The following is a 17,165-nucleotide window of genomic DNA, read 5'->3' on the forward strand; positions in this document are numbered from 1 at the left end:
AGGATGGCGCAACCTGTTCCGGAGATGTCCCATGTCCAGAAATCTTGGCCAGACCGATCGCATCCTGCGGCTGGTCGCCGGTCTCATCATCGCGGCTGTCGCCTGGCTTTATGGCGGCGGCTGGCCGATCCTCGGCCCCGTCCTGTGGCTGGTGGCGGCGGTGCTCGTGCTGACCGCCGGTTTCGCGACCTGCCCGGCCTATCGGCTGCTCGGCCTGTCCAGCTGCCCGCTGAAAAAGCAATGAGCACCGGCTTCACGCCCCTGGCGTCCTTGGCCGGCGGCATGCTGATCGGGCTGGCCGCCGTCCTGCTGATGGCGTTGCACGGCCGCATCCTCGGCGCGACCGGGATCCTGGCGGGGCTGATGCGCAGCGATGACGCGCGCGACCGGTCGCTGCGGGCGGCGCTGCTTCTGGGCATGGTGCTGGCGCCGGGGCTGGTGCTGCTTGTGACCGGCGACTGGCCCGCGCTGGAGGTGCCGGTGCCCATGACCGCCCTCATCGGCGGCGGGCTGCTGGTCGGCATCGGCGCGGGCTTTGGCGGCGGCTGCACCTCGGGGCACGGGGTCTGCGGCAATGCGCGCTTCTCGCGCCGCTCGATCACCGCGACGCTCAGCTTCTTGATCGCGGCCTTTGCCACCGTCCATGTCACCCGCCACCTGATCGGAGGCTGAGATGCGCCTGTTCTCCGCCCTGCTCATCGGCCTGATCTTCGGCACCGGGATTGCGGTCTCGGGCATGATCAACCCGGCCAAGGTGCTGAATTTCTTCGATCTCGCCGGCAGCTGGGACCCCAGCCTTGCCCTTGTCATGGCCGGCGCGCTGGCGGTCGCCATGCCCGGCTATCGCTTGGTTCTCGCCCGCAGGGCGCCGCGATTCGCGCCCGAATTCCAGCTGCCCGACACCCGGCTGATCGACCTCAGGCTGGTCGCCGGATCGGCGCTTTTCGGCATCGGCTGGGGCATCGCGGGCTTCTGCCCCGGCGGCGCGCTGCCGGCGCTTGGCAGCCTGCGCCCCGAGGCCCTGATCTTCGTCGCGGCCCTGACCCTTGGCCTGCTGATCGCGCGCGGGCTGAAGGCCCTCGCCGCCCGTTCCCCGCAATCCGCCTGAACGCACGAGGAGCCCATGCCCTGCAAAGCCGATCCGAACGTGAAGCCCGAGGTCAGCGCCTTTCCCGATCCCGCGACCAGCACGATTTCCTATGTGGTCAGGGATCCCGCCTCGGACGCCTGCGCGATCATCGATTCCGTCATGGATATCGACTATGCCGCCGGCCGCATCGGCCATGAAAGCGCCGATGCAATCATCGCCTATGTGCGCGAACGGGGGCTGCATGTCGAATGGCTGATCGAGACCCATGTCCATGCCGACCATCTGTCGGCCGCGCCCTATATCCAGGCCGCGCCTGGTGGCAGGATCGGCATCGGCAGGAACATCACCGTGGTGCAGGAAACCTTTGGCAAGGTGTTCAACGAGAGCACCGAATTCCAGCGCGACGGCAGCCACCACCTCCTGGTCCGCAACCGCCCGGAGGGAGAAGAACGCGGCCAGCCCAGTTTCGCCGAAATTGCCAAGGCTGCCCGCGCGGCAGGATCGGAGGTCGTGCATATGCCCCCCGCAGGACCGGCCGATCTTGCGCCTCGGGCCCCGGCCATGGCCTGGGCCCTGCGAACCGCGTCAGGGCCGGTCCTGGCCTGCTGCCGGTCCGGCGCCCGATCCTCGACGCCGCGCACCGCAGCCACGGCATCCTTGCCTTGTCTCAGGACCAGGCCGGCGCCCGAAGTGGCGCGCGACCTGCCATTGCCGAAAGTGGCCCCATGCGCCTTTCCCTGACCCGCCATCTGCCCATCCTCGACTGGGGGCGGCGCTATTCGAAATCGGATCTGTCTTCCGACCTGACAGCGGCGGTGATCGTCACCATCATGCTGGTGCCGCAGTCGCTGGCCTATGCGATGCTGGCCGGACTGCCCCCCGAAGCCGGGATCTATGCCTCCATCCTGCCCATCGTGCTTTACGCGATCTTCGGCACCAGCCGGGCGCTGGCCGTCGGGCCGGTCGCCGTCGTTTCACTGATGACCGCATCCGCACTGGGCCAGGTGGCCGAAAGCGGCACTGCGGGTTACGCCGTGGCCGCGCTGACGCTGGCGCTCTTGTCGGGGGCGATGCTGATCGGGCTGGGCCTCTTGCGCTTCGGCTTTCTGGCGAATTTCCTCTCTCATCCGGTGATCGCGGGCTTCATCATCGCCTCGGGTCTGCTGATCGCCGCCGGACAGGCCCGCCATATCTTCGGCATTGCCGGCGGCGGTGACACGCTGCCGGAAATCCTGCATCGGCTCTGGCAGCATCTGGGCGGAACGAACTGGCAAACGCTGGCGATCGGTGCGGCCTCGACCGCCTTTCTGGTCTGGCTGCGCAAGGGGATGAAGCCCGCGATGAAGCGGCTCGGCGCAACCGACAGGCTGGCCACGCTGCTGACCCGTGCCGGGCCGGTCTTTGCGATTGTCGCGACGACGGTGACCGTCCGGGCTTTTGGTCTGCATGAACAGGGCGTCGCCATCGTCGGCACGATCCCGCAGGGCCTGCCGCCTTTGACCCTGCCCGACCTGTCGCCCGGTCTGATCGGGACGCTTGCCCTGCCCGCCGCGCTGATCTCGATCATCGGTTTTGTCGAAAGCGTTTCGGTCGCGCAGACTCTTGCCGCAAAAAAGCGACAGCGCATCGACCCGGATCAGGAACTGATCGGCCTTGGTGCCGCCAATATCGGCGCGGCCTTTTCCGGCGGCTTTCCGGTGACGGGCGGCTTCGCGCGTTCGGTGGTGAATTACGACGCCGGCGCCGCCACCCCGGCTGCAGGTGCCTTCACCGCAATCGGGCTGGCGCTGGCCGCGCTGACATTGACGCCGCTTCTCTATTTCCTGCCCCAGGCCACGCTGGCCGCGACGATCATTGTGGCCGTCCTCAGCCTTGTGGACCCTGCGATCCTGCGCCGCACCTGGGCCTATTCGCGGCGCGATTTCGCAAGCGTGATGGCAACCATCCTGTCCACCCTCATCTTCGGGGTCGAGGCGGGAGTCTCGACCGGCGTCGCCCTGTCGCTTCTTTTGCATGTGCTCAACACTGCCCGCCCGCATGTGGCCGAAGTGGGCCTGGTTCCCGGCAGCCAGCACTTTCGCAACGTGCTGCGCCATCAGGTCGAAACCCTGCCGGGCATCCTCATGCTGCGGATCGACGAAAGCCTCTATTTCGCCAATGCCCGCGCGATCGAGACGCTGGTGCTGGATCGTCTGGCCGCGGACCCCGCCATCCGCGATGTGGTGCTGATGTGCTCGGCGGTGAATGTGATCGACTTCTCGGCGCTGGAATCCCTTGAGGCCCTGGCCACGGAGCTGGCCGCGCAAAAGGTGCGCCTGCATCTTTCCGAGGTGAAAGGCCCGGTGATGGACCGGCTCAAGACCACGCATTTCCTGCAGCATCTGATCGGCGAGGTCTTTCTGTCGCAATACGACGCCTGGAAGGCCCTGGCCGCCCCTGCCCCCCTTGCGCCGGCCGGATGGGCGCACCAGCCCGTCATCTGCGCAACCCCCGGCACCCCATCCATTGTCATCAACGAAAAGGAACGAACCCATGAAAAAGACCCTTCTTGCCGCAGCCCTGGCTCTGACCGCCGCAGGCGCGGCTCAGGCTGACGGACCGCGCAAACTGGTGACCATCCTGACGGCAGCCGAGGCCCAGACACAGCTCATGGCCATGGTTCTGACGATGAATGCTGTGGCGCAGGGGGCCGAGGCGAAAATCCTGCTATGTGGCCCCGCCGGTGATATCGCGCTGAAAGCGGCGCCGGAAACCGCGACGGCAGGCCAGCCTCCGAAAGGCGCAAGTCCTCAGGGCCTTCTGAAGACGATGATCGCAGAGCATGGCGTGCAGGCGCAGGTTTGCGCGATCTATCTGCCCGGTATGGGTGCCGGCCCGGAGGTTCTGATCGACGGCGTGACCGCTGCTGCGCCCGACGCCATGGCCAAGGAACTGATCGCGGACGACACGACGGTCATAAGCTTCTGATCGGGAATCCGGACATGAAAAAAATCCTGCGCGCCCTTGCTCTTGCCAGCATGCTGCCATGTGCCGCCCTGGCCCAGCAGGGCGACACCTACCGCGAAACGAAACTGGGGCTCTATGCCAGCGCGACAGAGGCCCATGCCATGATGGAGGCCGATCCGCGCGCCATCCTGATCGATGTCCGCGACCCGTCCGAGCTGATGTTCACCGGCGCCGCCGAAGGGCTGGATATCCATGTGCCCTGGATGGTGCTCGACCGCTCGGCGTTCGACGCGGACAAGGGGACCTGGCCGATGAAGCGCAACCCTGGGTTCGAGGCAGCGGTCAAGGCCCGTCTCGATGCCCTTGGCGTTACAGCCGGGGACACGATCATCGTGATGTGCCGATCAGGCTCCTCGCGCAGCGCGCCTGCGGCAGACGTGATCAATGCGATGGGCTATGCCAAGGTCTGGTCCGTCACCGATGGCTTTGAGGGCAGCACGCTCAAGGAAGGCGGCTCGAAGGGCGTGCGCGCGGTGGACGGCTGGCGCAACTCCGGCCTTCCATGGGGCTACAAGGTCGAGACCGGCATCGCCTGGACGCAGGAGTAAGTCAGCTTCCCCCGTCGCATGATCATGCTGCGGCGCTGCGCCATCACGGAGATCGGCGCCGAAGCACCCTCTGGAACCGGGTTTCAAGCGCCGACCGTATCCCGCCGCACCGCCCGAAACAGCTCGGCCATCTGCCGGAAGGCCGCCGCATGCGGCGAGCCTGGGCGCCAGGCCAGCACCACCTGCCGCGGGCAGGCGCCGGGCAACGGCAGAAGCGCGACATCATGCCCCCGCGTCGCCCCCGCATCCACCGCCAGATCCGGCAAAAGCGTGATGCCAAGCCCTTCTTCGACCATCGAGACCAGCGTCGGCAGACTGGTCGCGGCGAATGTGTCATCGGCGTGGAGCGTGCTCCCCGGAAAGGCGGAAAGCGCATGGCGTTGCAGGCAATGCCCACGTTCGAGCAGCAAAAGCGGCGTGCGGGACAGATCCTCAGGCTCTGCCAGTCGCTTGGTCGCCAGCGCATGTTTCTCGCTGACCGCCAGCTGATACCCATCCTGAAACAACGGCTCGACCACCGCATCGCCCAGATCATGGGGCAAGGCGACCAGAATCAGGTCAAGCCGCCCCTCGGCAAGCCCGGCGGCAAGGCTGTCGGTCAGTTCCTCGCGCAGGAATATCCGCAGATCGGGCCAGCGACGGCGGATCTCGGGCAATGCACGCGGCAGCAGGAATGGCCCCAGCGTGGGGATCGCACCCAGCCGGACCTCACCCTGGAAGGCGCCGCTATGCTGGCGCGCCGCCGCCTCGATATCCTTGACCTCGGCGAGTATCCGGCGCGCACGCGCGGCGATATCTTCGCCCGCCGGAGTCAGCATGACCGATTGCCGCGTGCGCTCGGCCAACGCGATGCCGAGCCGCGCTTCGAGTTCCTTCAACCCGGTCGAAAGCGTCGGCTGCGTCACGTTGCAGAGCTCGGCCGCGCGCGAGAAGTTCAGGGTATCGGCAAGCGCGGTCAGAAAGCGAAGCTGGCGAAGGCTGGGCATGTTATTGAAAATCCAGATTACGATTAGTCATATAATCAATTTCATATATATACGCAAACCTCTTACCTATCGGGCATCGCAACACGAACCCAGAGGTTTCCAGATGACCGAAGCTCCCACGCTGCCCCGGCTGAACGAGCCGGCGCCCGATTTCGACGCACCGACCACCCATGGTCGCATGACGCTGGCCGATTTCCGTGGGAAATGGCTGGTCCTGTTCTCGCACCCGGCGGATTTCACCCCGGTCTGCACCACCGAGTTCATCGGTTTTGCGAAATTGCAGGAGCAGTTCGCCGCGATCGACACGCAACTGCTTGGCCTGTCGATCGACAGCACCCATTCGCACATCGCCTGGACGCGCAACATCAAGCAGAATTTCGACACCGATATCGGCTTTCCGATCATTGCCGACCTCAGCATGAAGGTTGCCCATGACTACGGCATGATCATGCCGGGCGCCTCGGACACTGCGGCGGTGCGGGCCACTTTCGTGATCGACCCCGAGGGCGTGCTGCGCGCGATGCTCTACTACCCGATGAACGCAGGCCGCTCGGTCGCGGAAATCCATCGCCTCGTGGTGGCCCTGCAGACGGCCGACAGCCACGCCTGCGCCATGCCCGAAGCCTGGGTGCCCGGCCAGCCGGTCATCGTGCCGGCCCCCAAGACCCCGGAAGAAGCCGAGGCGCGCGCCGCCGAAGGCTACAATACGGTCGACTGGTATTTTTCGACCCGCAACCTCTGAGCGTTAAGGCAGGGGCCTTGCACCCCTGCCCATCCGGCCTGCCCTGCGGAAACCCGCCTCCATGTCCCTGATCCGTATCACTGACAGTTTCTTCATCACCGGCCAGATCCGGGCTGCCGATATGCCCCGGATTGCCGCCATGGGGTTTGTTGTCATCCTCAACAACCGCCCCGATGGTGAGGAGGCCGACCAGCCCGATCATGAAACCATGCGTCAGGCGACCGTCGCCGCCGGAATGGGCTATCTCTGGCTGCCGGTGACCGGCTCCACGATCAATGGCGAGGTGGCCGAGACGTTTCGCGCCATGCTCGACGCCGCTTCCGGGCCGGTTCTTGCCCATTGCCGCTCGGGCGCGCGGTCCTTCACCCTATGGGCCATAGGCGAGGTGCTTGCCGGTCGGATGACACCCGAGGAGCTTGCCCGATTCGCGCAGGTCAGGGGATGCGACGCAAGCGGGGTGCTGAACTGGCTCGCAAGCGATGCCCAAAAAAGGGCCCAAGATCTTCCAAGAAAGGAATCTCTGATGTCAGCCAAACCCGAAGTGACCGGTTTCTTCGATCCGCGCACCTGGTCGGTTCAATATGTCGTGGCCGACCCTGCCACGAAAGATTGCGCGATCATCGATCCGGTCTATGACTACGATGAGAAATCCGGCCAGACCGGAACCGAACGCGCCGACGAGATCCTGCGCTTTGTCTCTGACAGGGGATATCATGTGCAATGGATCCTCGACACCCACCCCCATGCCGACCATTTCTCTGCTGCCGCCTATCTGAAGGCAAGGACCGGCGCGCCCACAGCCATTGGCGAAAAGGTGGTCGATGTGCAGAAGCTGTGGAAAGGCTTCTACAACTGGCCCGATTTCCCCGAGGATGGAAGCCAATGGGACAGGCTGTTTGCCGATGGCGATACCTTCACGGTGGGGACGATTCCGGCGCGCGTCATGTTCTCGCCCGGGCATACGCTGGCCTCGGTCACCTATGTGATCGGCGATGCCGCCTTTGTCCACGACACGCTGTTCCAGCCCGACAGCGGCACCGCGCGAGCCGATTTCCCCGGCGGAAATGCCAAAATCCTGTGGAGCGCGATTCAGGCGATACTCGCATTGCCCGACGAGACGCGGATATTCACCGGTCATGACTATCAACCCGGCGGGCGGAAACCGCAGTGGGAATCCACCGTGGCCGAGCAGAAAGCCAACAACATCCATATGTCGAAATACCGGACCGAGGCGGAATTCGTCGCGGCGCGCGATGCACGCGACGCAACCCTGCCGATGCCGAAGCTGATCCTCCATGCCTTGCAGGTCAACATGAATGGCGGTCGCTTGCCCGAGCCGGAGGCCAACGGCAGGCGGTATATCAAGCTGCCGCTGGATGTGCTCACGGGCGCGGACTGGGGTTGAATCGCCGGGGTAAAACGGCACGGAAAGGACCAGCCGCCATCTTGAACAGCTGCGGGGCCAAGCGCCCCGCAGCCAGAAAATGCCGTTGCGCCCGGTCGGAGAGATATTCGGGCCGACAGCATGACGTGCGTCACCCTGCCGCGCCGATGTGGCGGATCAGAATGATACCTTGTCGCGTTCCTCCCTGAACTGATCGGCCCCCTTCCCCTAATACACTTTCGCAAGCTCACTTCGCGAAACCGAACCTCGCCAGAGAAACAGATGCCTCGTCAGACCCGAAATGATCGCACGGCACAGAAGGCATGCAGCGCCGGGATACCGGACCTGTTGCCAACGCTCGCCGCGCTGTTGTGGCTGCCGCAAGCGGCCTTGCTTGCCGCAGCAATTGCGGCGGTAGCGGTGGATGCGTCGCTGGCAGAGATCGCCAGGTTCGCCGCCCTTGCGGCCGTTCTCGGCTCTTTGCGGGCGCTGATCGTCTGGGTCGGTGAGCGGGCGAGTTTTCGCCAGGCGCGCGAGGCGGTGAGCACCCTGCGCAATGCCGCAGTTCTGGCCCTTGCGTCGCGCTCTCCTCTGGATGCGACACGCACGGCTTCGGGCGAGGCCGCCAGCATGATCGCCGAACAGGCCGAGAGTATCACGCCCTGGCTCGCGAGGTTCGGCCCGACGCGGCTCAAGGCCGTCGTGATCCCGCTCGCGATCTTTCTGACGATCCTTCCGCTTTCCTGGGCGGCAGCGCTGGTCCTGCTGATCGCATTGCCGGTGATCCCGGTCTTCATGGCGCTGATCGGCTGGCGCGCGCAGGCTGCCAGCAAAGCGCAACTGGTTGAGGTCGGCGCGATGAACGCCTTTCTGCTCGACCGTCTGCGGGGTCTTGCGACCATACGCGGGCTGGCAGCCGTCGACCGGGTGGCGGAACGTGTCGAACAGGAAGCGCAATCCCTGCGAGCCCGCACCATGGCGGTGCTGCGGATCGCCTTCATGACCTCGGCCGTGCTGGAACTTTTCGCGGCGCTTGGTGTGGCCATGGTCGCGGTCTATGTCGGCTTTCACCTGCTGGGGGCCCTGGGCTTCGGGGCCTGGGGCGGCATGCTCGGGCTGGGGCAAGGCATGTTCATCCTGCTGCTGGCGCCAGCGTTTTTCGAGCCGATGCGCGAACTGTCCGCCATCTGGCATGACAAGGCGGCGGGCCAGGCTGCACATGAAAACCTCTTGCGGCTGGCGCAGGAAGGGCGCCGGCTCCCCGACGCCGGGCAATCCGGCCCGCCGGCTGCCGCACCTGTCAGCGCGACCGGCCCGGCGGTTGTGGTCCGCAATCTGGATATCGGCCGCACCGACCACGAAAGCCCCCTTGCGGGCGGGCTGAACTTCAGTGTGAACCGCGGCGAGCATGTCGCCCTTGTCGGGCCCAGCGGGGTTGGCAAGACCACGATTCTTTCGCTTATCGCGGGGCTGGCGACGGCGCCGCGGGGCCGGATCGAGGTCTTTGGACAAGAGCTGCGCCCGGATACCGCCATGCACCTGCGCGCAGGCATGGCCTGGATCGGGCAGAACCCGCACATCTTTGCCGGATCGCTTGCCGCCAACATCACCCTGGGTCGGAGCGGGATCGGCGAGGATGCCGTCACACGCGCGCTGGCGGCGCTGCTGCTGGACGATGTGGCGCGGGCGCGCGGAAACGCCGCCATCGGTGAAGGCGGTGCCGGTCTCTCCGGCGGCGAGGCTTTGCGGCTGGCCCTGGCAAGGATCGCCGTCGCGCCGCAAGCCGCGCTGATCCTTGCGGATGAACCTACGGCCCATCTCGATCCCGTCACCGCGGGCGAGATCACCGACAGCCTGCTGGAGCTTGCGCAGGGGCGCACGCTGATTGTCGCAACCCATGATCCACGCCTTGCCGCGCGGATGGATCGCAGCATCCGACTGGCCCCTCTTGAAGGGAGAGCGGCGGCATGAAGCGTATCCTGAGCGATTTTCGGCCCTTTCTTGGCCTTATGCGCGCCGGTACCGGCCGGGAACTGCTGGCAGGCGCCGCGCTGGCCGCCCTGACCGGGCTTATGGGCATGGCGCTATTGGGCCTGTCGGGCTGGTTCATCACGGCGACCGCGCTGGCCGGGCTGGTTCCCGCCACGGCGCTGGCCTTCGATGTCTTCATGCCCTCGGCCGCGATCCGGCTCTTCGCGCTTGGCCGCACCGCGGCGCGTTATGGCGAAAGGCTGGTGACCCATGATGCGATGCTTGGCGTGCTGGCCTTGCTGCGCGGGCGGCTTTTTCGCGGCTGGTCGGCGCCGGGCGCGGCAAGGGCGCTGGCGATGCGCCCCGCACGCCTGCTGTTTCGCCTGACCGCCGATGTCGATGCGCTCGATACCGTCTATCTGCGGATCCTGGTGCCGCTCGGGACCGCCATCGCGGCGGCGCTGGCCGCCGGGATCCTGCTGGCCTTCATCAGCCCGGCACTCGGACTGGCTGTCTTTACGGTGCTGGTGCTGGCAGGAGGCGCCGTCGCGGGGCTCACCGCGCGCAGCGCCAGCCCCGCGACCCTGCGCCGGGCCGCCCGGACCGAGACCTTGCGGGCGCGCGTCATCGACCTTGCCAGCGGTCAGACCGATCTGCTGTTGGCCGGGCGGATCCCGGCGCAACAGGAGGCGCTGGCCATGCTGGAGGCCCGCCTTGCCGCCGACGACCGCCGGCTCAACCGGATCGAGACAGGCGCCGGTCTGGCCTATGGGTTGCTTGCGGCGGTGCTGCCGCCTTTGGTGCTGGTGGCAACGGCAGCGTTCGCCGCCGGGGGCCGCATCGGCGCGCCGGGCGTCGCGTTCGCACTCCTCGTCACCATGGCCGCGACCGAACCCTTTGCCGCGCTGCGGCGCGGCGCAGTGGATTTCGCCCGCGCCCGTCTGGCAGCAAGGCGCACCGGGCCGGTTCTGCGACAACCCTGCCCGCGCATCGAAAGGGACGAACCCTGCCCCGGTTTGGTGGCCGAGTTGCGTCACGTCGCGCTGCGCCACGATGCGGCGGTTGCGCCGATCTTGCGGGACCTGTCGCTGTCGGTCCGGCAGGGCGAGCATATCGCGCTGATCGGGCCAAGCGGTGTCGGCAAGACGAGCCTGATCCAATGCCTGGCCGGCGATCTTTCGCCGGAGACGGGCAGCGTCCGGGTGCTGCCCTCGGCCCGCCTGACGCAACGAACGGAGCTGTTCCGCGACAGCCTGCGCGACAATCTCCGCCTTGGCGCCCCCGGTGCCAGCGATGCAAAGATGATGGCCGCGCTGACCCAGGCCGGGCTGGAAGGCATCATCCATGCGCTGCCCGATGGCCTTGGCACGGAACTCGGCGATGGCGGCCAGGGCCTGTCCGGGGGACAGGCGCGGCGGCTGGCCCTTGCCCGGCTGATGCTGCGCGATGTGCCGCTCTGGCTTCTGGACGAGCCGACCGAGGGGCTGGACGGCGAAACCGCCCGCGACGTGCTGGCCCGGCTGCGCGCCGCTGCCGGCCCCCGCTCCACCATCACCGCCACCCATATCCGCCGCGAGGCGGAAGGCGCCGACCGCCTGCTTGTTCTTGGCAATGGCGGCATCAAGGCCACCCATATCCGGGGCAGCCCGGGATTCGAGGCGGCGCTGGACAGCCTGCGCCCCGACTGAACCGCCCGTCACGGGCACAAGGCTCCATCCCCCGCAAACGCAAAGGCAGCAAGATGGAATTCGACATTGTCACCCTGTCGCGGCTTCAATTCGCCCTGACCGCACTTTACCACTTTCTCTTCGTCCCGCTCACGCTAGGTCTTTCCGTGCTGCTGGCGGCGATGGAGACGGTCTATGTGATGACCGGCCGCCCGATCTGGCGCCAGATGACCAAGTTCTGGGGCACGCTCTTCGGGATCAACTTCGTGCTGGGCGTCGCCACCGGCATCGTCATGGAATTCCAGTTCGGCATGAACTGGAGCTATTACAGCCATTACGTCGGCGACATCTTCGGCGCTCCGCTGGCCATTGAGGCGCTGATGGCCTTCTTCCTCGAAGCAACCTTTGTCGGTCTGTTCTTCTTTGGCTGGGACAAGATGTCGAAGGTCGGGCATCTGTTCGCCACCTATGCCGTGGCGATCGGCTCCAACTTCTCGGCGCTGTGGATCCTGATCGCCAATGGCTGGATGCAGCACCCGGTGGGTGCCGAATTCAACCCCGACACGATGCGGATGGAGGTGAACGACTTCTTTGCCGTCCTGTTCAATCCGGTGGCGCAGACACGCTTCGTGCATACCGTTTCGGCGGGCTACCTGACGGCTTCGGTCTTCGTTCTGGGCGTCTCGGCCTGGTATCTGCTGAAGGGCCGCCATATCGCGATCGCCAAACGCTCGATGACCATCGCGGCGTCTTTTGGGCTGCTGGCCTCGATCTCGGCCGTGGTTCTGGGGGATGAGGGCGGCTATCTCGCTTCGGAGCACCAGAAGATGAAGCTCGCCGCGATCGAGGGCATGTGGAAGACCGAACCGGCGCCGGCCTCCTTCACCCTGATCGGCATCCCCGACATGGAGGAGCGCACCACCCATTATGCGGTCCATATCCCCTGGGTCATGGGGCTGATCGGCACCCGTTCGCTGACGACCGAGATCCCCGGGATCGAGGAACTGGAAGCCCGCGCCGAGACGCGGATCCGCAACGGCATCCTTGCCTATGACGCACTGCAGGCCTACCGCGCCGCGCCCTCGCGCGAGGCGGTGCCGGCCGAGGCGGTCGAGACATTTGACAGGCATGGCGACGATCTCGGCTATGCGCTGCTGTTGAAGAAATATGTGGAGGATCCGCGCGAGGCCACCGAGGCGCAGATCGAGGCCGCTGCCTGGGATACGGTGCCGCATGTTCCGACCCTGTTCTGGTCCTTCCGCATCATGGTCGCGATCGGCTTCTTCAACGTCGCGCTGATGGGCTATTTCGTCGTGCTTTCGGCGCGCCGCAAGCTGGGCGCCAGCCGCTGGCCGCTGAAGATCGCGGTGGCCTCGCTCGCACTGCCATGGATTGCCGCTGAACTCGGCTGGATCACGGCAGAATTCGGCCGCCAGCCCTGGGCTATCGAGGGTGTTCTGCCGACGGTCGCCGCAGTGTCCGAACTGACCGTGCCCACGCTCTGGCTGACCATCATCGGCTTTACGCTGATCTATTCGGTGCTGATCGTGATCGAGGTCCGGCTGATGCTGCAAAGCATCCGCAAGGGGCCGCAGCCCGATCACGGCCCGGATATGCCCCTTGCCCCCAAACCCCTTGCTGCAGCGGAGTGACGCCATGATCCTGCATGAACTCATCGACTACGACACGCTGCGTGTCATCTGGTGGCTGCTGCTCGGCGTGTTGCTGATCGGCTTTGCCGTCATGGACGGCTTCGACCTTGGCGTCGGGATGCTCTTGCCCTTTGCAGGCAAAACCGACCTGGAACGGCGCATCGTCATCAACACCGTCGGCCCGGTCTGGGAGGGCAACCAGGTCTGGCTGATCCTCGGCGGCGGCGCGATCTTCGCCGCATGGCCGCCGCTCTATGCCGTCAGTTTCTCGGGCTTCTACCTTGCGATGTTCGCGATCCTCGCCGCGCTGATCCTGCGCCCGGTCGGGTTCAAGTATCGTTCAAAACGCGAAAGCGCGCGCTGGCGGAACAATTGGGACTGGGCGCTGTTTGTCGGGGGCTTCGTTCCGGCATTGATCTTCGGCGTGGCCGTGGGGAATGTGCTGCAAGGGGTGCCGTTCCGGCTCGGTTCGGACCTGCGGATCTATTATGATGGCACCTTCTTCGGGCTGCTGAACCCGTTTGCGCTGCTGTGCGGCCTCTTGTCTGTCGCCATGCTGGCGATGCACGGGGCGAACTGGCTGGTGCTGAAGTCCTCTGGCCCGGTTGCAGCGCGGGCACGGTCCTTCGCCCGGATCGCGGCCATGGCGACCATCGGACTCTATGCGCTTGGCGGCATGGCACTTTGGCTCTTTGTCGATGGCTACCGCATCACCAGCGTGATCGACCCGTCCGGCCCGTCAAATCCGCTGGCGAAAACCGTCGGGATCTCGGCCGGGGCCTGGTTCGCGAACTATGCCGCCCATCCCTGGATGCTGGTCGCCCCGGTGCTGGGCTTCCTCGGAGCCGTTCTGGTGCTTTGGGGGCTGCGTTCGGGACGCGAGATCGGGACGCTTCTGTTCAGCAAGCTCTCGATCCTTGGGATCATCTCTTCGGTCGGGCTCTCGATGTTTCCCTTCATCCTGCCCTCCACGGTGCAGCCGGGCGCCAGCCTGACGGTCTGGGATGCGTCCTCCAGCCACCTGACGCTCTTCATCATGCTCATTGTCACCGTGATCTTCCTGCCGCTGATCGTCGCCTACACTGCCTGGGCCTACAAACTGTTGTGGGGCAAGGTGGATGAGGACGACATCACCGGCGGCGGTCACGCTTACTGAAAGGAAACCGACATGTGGTATTTTGCCTGGATCCTCGGCCTGCCGCTTGCGGTCTGTTTCGCCGTCCTGAACGCGATGTGGTTCGAAATGCTGGAGGACAGTGACAGCGGCGACGGGTCTGATATACCTGCTCCCCGGCCCTGAGCCGGGGAGCAGGTATATTTTCCGAAGGGTTTTCATGACACGGCCCACACCGATCATGGAGACCTCCTTCCGGCTGAGTCACCCGGTCCTGCCCTGTTCACCGTAGCGCGTAAGCGCCGGCAGGAGGACCCGCCCTGCCCGTCATCAAAAGCCAAGCTTGTGGACCTGCCAGTATTTGCCCTGCGCCGGCAAGGCGAGCGACGCTTTGGTAGCAAAGAGGGAGCCTTCGCCGAAGATCGGCCATTCGCGGAACACCACACAGCTTCAGATCATCAAGGATCAGCCTGTGCAGGACCGGCACTGTATCTTGGGAGAACGGCGGGTTGTAGTCGAAGAAGCCGGTCAGGGTAATGTCGCCAGCCGGATTACCTCAAACCACCAGATCATCCCCGCGTTCGAGCGCCAAGCGCAACTCCTCAGACACGGGGTTGTCGTGCCCGAACGCCGGCGAAGCTCAGGCCAGCAGCACGCCAATCAGGACCAGACCAGACTGCATCACCACGCGGCTGTTGATATCTCGCATTCTTTCCCCGGATTCGATGGTCGGAAGCGCGCGTCTGCCATTGGCACGTTCGTCCCCCTCTCGCTTTCTGCTATCCGTGGTTATGGCTCAGGCTTAAGCCAGCGTTAAGCTGGCCCGGACAAGGTTGAAGGGCACGCAGAATCCGCTTGCCCTGAGGCCGAGCGCGCTTTAACTGACGGTCGCTGTTCGGAGGAGTGGCAGAGTGGTTTAATGCACCGGTCTTGAAAACCGACGTGGGGGCAACTCCACCGTGGGTTCGAATCCCACCTCCTCCGCCACTTCAGTCCGCCTCTGGGCACGCCAATCGCCGCCGATTGCCGCACTTGGCCGCCCGCGAGCGTCCTGAGCAGTTCCGTTTTCGATCCCATGATGCGAATTGCGTCGTCTGCGACCTCGACACGCTGCGCCAGGGCGCGCAGGTGATCCCGCCGATAGCCGCCCTCACGGTCCCGGATACGGTCGCGGGCGATCTGCGAGAATTGCCGGATCATCGCCGGGCTGACAGCGTTGTGGCCGGGGCTGTCGAGCAGCGCTTGCGCCCGGTCGGCGTCCGCCCGCGCCTGATCGCGGATGACCTTTAGGCCGGCGATACGTTCGGTCAGCGCCGGATCGTCCAGATCGGCAACCCCGGCCTCGATGGCGTCATAGAGGCGCTTGAGGCGTAGTTCCGATTCGGCTGCCCGCCGTTGCAATTCGGCGATGTGCTGGCGGCGGCGTTCGGCCTGATCCGAGCGGCGGCCGAGGACGCTGCCAAGCAGCTTCTCCAGCCGGTCGGGATCGAGCAGGCGTTCCTCGATATGGCCGGCAACCATGGTGTCGAGCTTGTCCATGGGGATGGCGCGCCCCTTGCAGCCGGTTTCGCCCTGACGCGCCCGGATCGAGCAGGCATAGTAGCGATAGCGGCCGCTCTTGCCGGTGCGGATGGTCATGGCTCCGCCGCAATTGCCGCAATAGCAGATGCCGGTCAGAAGCGTGGGACCGATCACCACGCGCGCGGGCAGTTCGGTCTTGGGATTTCGGGCCTGCAAGAGCTTCTGCACCGCCTCGAAGGTCTCCCGCTCGATGATCGGCGGAACCGGCACGATGACGATTTCATCGGCGTCCTTGTCCGTCTTGTTCTTCCGGTTCTTGCCCCATTGATGCTCGCCCATATAGGTGCGTCGCGTCAGGATGCGGTGAACCTGGCCGACGCCCCAACGGCCGCCGTCGCGGGTGAAGATGCCCTTGCCGTTCAGATGCTTGACGATGGCCTTGACGCCCATCTGGCCGGAATCGCCGTCTCCTTCCAGCGCCAGGCGATAGATCAGGCGGATCGTGTCGGCGTGCAGCGGGTCGATTTCCAGCTTCTTCTTGACCTTCGCGCCGCGCTGCTCGGCCGCGACGACGCGATAGCCGACCGGCGGCAGCGAGCCGTTCCAGAAGCCCTGCCGCGCGTTTTCCTTCAAGGCGCGCAGGACGTGCTTGGCGTTTTCCTTCGACTGGTATTCGTCGAACAGCGCCATGATCTGTCGCATCATGACGTGCATGGGGTCGTCGCCCATTTCCTGCGTGATGGAGACGAGGCGAATACCGTTCTTCGCCAGCTTCCTGACGTAGAACTCCAGCTCGAAGTGGTCGCGGAAGAACCGCGAGAAGCTGTGAACCACCACCACGTCAAACGGCGCGGGCTTGCTGGTGCCTGCCTCGATCATGCGTTGGAACTCGGGTCGGCGGTCGTTGGTGGCCGAAGCGCCGGCTTCCACGAAGGTCTCGACAAGCTGATAGCCCCTCACTTCGCACCATGCTTCGCCCTGCTTGCGCTGGTCGGGGATCGACACGTCATGCTCGGCCTGCCGGGAGGTCGAGACGCGCAAGTATAGGGCAGCCCGCAGGGCGACATTGGGATTTTGGATGTTCATTTGCGGGTTCCTTTCCTGCGAGGCTCGATCAGGGGCAAGACCAGTTCCACGCGGTCATGAACGAGCTTGGGGATCAGCCTCAGACCCCGGCCCTTTTCCATGCGCACAAGGCCGTATCCGACCATGGCCTTGAGGGTTCTGGACAGGTTGGACTTGGCGCGGCCGGTCATCTGCGCCAGCTCTTCCAATGAGGCCGGCTGCTGTTCGTGGATGATGCGCAGCATTTCGCAATTGCTCGCTGACATGAATTTGGCAAAGGATGTCGTGGAGACGAACCAGACCGTCGGCTCGCCGGGCTTGGGCTCTTGCTCGCCGCGCGCGATCCGCATGGTGCGGGCCTTCATTTCCTCGGGATTGCCGATCCCGACTTTCAATGTGGACATGGCGTGACTCGATCA

The 17,165-nt window shown here is 65.3% G+C and carries 17 protein-coding genes, 1 tRNA gene and 1 pseudogene; 16 read left to right on the forward strand and 3 right to left on the reverse strand.

Annotated elements, in window-relative coordinates; all coding sequences use genetic code 11:
• Nucleotides 1–31: 31 nt before the first annotated feature.
• The 7 genes from IT41_RS07240 to IT41_RS07270 are packed head-to-tail and all read left to right on the forward strand — an operon-like array spanning nt 32 to nt 4,644.
• Nucleotides 32–244 carry a YgaP family membrane protein gene (locus tag IT41_RS07240; RefSeq protein WP_036739920.1) on the forward strand — a complete coding sequence of 71 codons (213 nt, stop codon included), beginning with the start codon at nt 32–34 and terminating at the stop codon, nt 242–244.
• The gene (locus IT41_RS07245; protein WP_036739923.1) at nt 241–672 is read left to right on the forward strand and encodes a YeeE/YedE family protein; all 432 of its coding nucleotides are present in this window, start codon (nt 241–243) and stop codon (nt 670–672) included. Before IT41_RS07240 ends, IT41_RS07245 begins: the two co-directional genes overlap by 4 nt.
• Before the next feature lies 1 nt (nt 673).
• A complete protein-coding gene (locus IT41_RS07250; RefSeq protein ID WP_036739926.1) occupies nt 674–1,108 on the forward strand; it encodes a DUF6691 family protein in 435 nt (144 codons plus the stop codon).
• Between the two features lie 15 nt (nt 1,109–1,123).
• Nucleotides 1,124–1,831, forward strand: a complete 708-nt coding sequence (locus IT41_RS19415) for a beta-lactamase hydrolase domain-containing protein (protein WP_052081337.1) — start codon at nt 1,124–1,126, stop codon at nt 1,829–1,831.
• Nucleotides 1,816–3,684 carry a SulP family inorganic anion transporter gene (locus tag IT41_RS07260; protein WP_231564705.1) on the forward strand — a complete coding sequence of 623 codons (1,869 nt, stop codon included), beginning with the start codon at nt 1,816–1,818 and terminating at the stop codon, nt 3,682–3,684. Before IT41_RS19415 ends, IT41_RS07260 begins: the two co-directional genes overlap by 16 nt.
• Nucleotides 3,623–4,057, forward strand: a complete 435-nt coding sequence (locus tag IT41_RS07265) for a hypothetical protein (protein ID WP_036739928.1) — start codon at nt 3,623–3,625, stop codon at nt 4,055–4,057. Before IT41_RS07260 ends, IT41_RS07265 begins: the two co-directional genes overlap by 62 nt.
• A 14-nt stretch (nt 4,058–4,071) precedes the next feature.
• The gene (locus tag IT41_RS07270) at nt 4,072–4,644 is read left to right on the forward strand and encodes a rhodanese-like domain-containing protein (RefSeq protein WP_036739930.1); all 573 of its coding nucleotides are present in this window, start codon (nt 4,072–4,074) and stop codon (nt 4,642–4,644) included.
• An 83-nt stretch (nt 4,645–4,727) separates the two neighbouring features.
• Here IT41_RS07270 and IT41_RS07275 read toward each other — a convergent pair whose 3' ends face one another.
• On the reverse strand, nt 4,728–5,630 hold the full coding sequence (locus IT41_RS07275; RefSeq protein ID WP_036739932.1) for a hydrogen peroxide-inducible genes activator: 903 nt from the start codon (nt 5,628–5,630) through the stop codon (nt 4,728–4,730).
• A 103-nt stretch (nt 5,631–5,733) separates the two neighbouring features.
• On the opposite strand from IT41_RS07275, the gene IT41_RS07280 reads away from it, so the two are divergent.
• The 9 genes from IT41_RS07280 to IT41_RS21535 all read left to right on the forward strand — a co-directional run bounded on the left by IT41_RS07280 (nt 5,734) and on the right by IT41_RS21535 (nt 15,450).
• Nucleotides 5,734–6,372, forward strand: coding sequence for a peroxiredoxin (locus IT41_RS07280; protein WP_036739934.1), 639 nt, complete (start codon nt 5,734–5,736; stop codon nt 6,370–6,372).
• A 61-nt stretch (nt 6,373–6,433) separates the two neighbouring features.
• Nucleotides 6,434–7,777: a bifunctional sulfur transferase/dioxygenase Blh gene (blh, locus tag IT41_RS07285; RefSeq protein WP_036739936.1), complete on the forward strand. Its 1,344-nt coding sequence runs from the start codon at nt 6,434–6,436 to the stop codon at nt 7,775–7,777.
• A 327-nt stretch (nt 7,778–8,104) separates the two neighbouring features.
• Nucleotides 8,105–9,727, forward strand: a complete 1,623-nt coding sequence (gene cydD / locus IT41_RS07290; RefSeq protein ID WP_231564706.1) for a thiol reductant ABC exporter subunit CydD — start codon at nt 8,105–8,107, stop codon at nt 9,725–9,727.
• Nucleotides 9,724–11,415 (forward strand): amino acid ABC transporter ATP-binding/permease protein, encoded by a 1,692-nt coding sequence (locus tag IT41_RS07295; protein ID WP_036739940.1) that lies wholly within the window; start codon nt 9,724–9,726, stop codon nt 11,413–11,415. The genes cydD and IT41_RS07295 overlap by 4 nt, the downstream gene beginning before the upstream one ends.
• Before the next feature lie 53 nt (nt 11,416–11,468).
• On the forward strand, nt 11,469–13,046 hold the full coding sequence (locus tag IT41_RS07300; protein ID WP_036739942.1) for a cytochrome ubiquinol oxidase subunit I: 1,578 nt from the start codon (nt 11,469–11,471) through the stop codon (nt 13,044–13,046).
• 4 nt (nt 13,047–13,050) lie between these two features.
• Nucleotides 13,051–14,202 (forward strand): cytochrome d ubiquinol oxidase subunit II, encoded by a 1,152-nt coding sequence (gene cydB / locus IT41_RS07305; protein WP_036739944.1) that lies wholly within the window; start codon nt 13,051–13,053, stop codon nt 14,200–14,202.
• Nucleotides 14,203–14,214: 12 nt separating this feature from the next.
• Nucleotides 14,215–14,346, forward strand: coding sequence for a cytochrome bd-I oxidase subunit CydX (cydX, locus tag IT41_RS19820; RefSeq protein ID WP_074948018.1), 132 nt, complete (start codon nt 14,215–14,217; stop codon nt 14,344–14,346).
• A gap of 711 nt (nt 14,347–15,057) precedes the next feature.
• Nucleotides 15,058–15,147 (forward strand) — tRNA-Ser (locus tag IT41_RS07310).
• Between the two features lie 45 nt (nt 15,148–15,192).
• Entirely contained in the window at nt 15,193–15,450 is a 258-nt protein-coding gene (locus IT41_RS21535; RefSeq protein WP_036739947.1) for a hypothetical protein, read from the forward strand.
• A gap of 273 nt (nt 15,451–15,723) precedes the next feature.
• Here the strand turns inward: IT41_RS21535 and IT41_RS21540 are convergent.
• Both IT41_RS21540 and IT41_RS07325 read right to left on the reverse strand, forming a co-directional pair.
• A pseudogene (locus tag IT41_RS21540) lies at nt 15,724–16,767 on the reverse strand (recombinase family protein); the annotation flags it as partial.
• Nucleotides 16,764–17,150: an HVO_A0114 family putative DNA-binding protein gene (locus IT41_RS07325; protein ID WP_036739952.1), complete on the reverse strand. Its 387-nt coding sequence runs from the start codon at nt 17,148–17,150 to the stop codon at nt 16,764–16,766. The gene IT41_RS07325 and the pseudogene IT41_RS21540, both read right to left, overlap by 4 nt.
• Nucleotides 17,151–17,165 lie beyond the last annotated feature (15 nt).

It is taken from the genome of Paracoccus halophilus (assembly GCF_000763905.1).
In the GTDB taxonomy this organism is placed as follows: domain Bacteria; phylum Pseudomonadota; class Alphaproteobacteria; order Rhodobacterales; family Rhodobacteraceae; genus Paracoccus; species Paracoccus halophilus.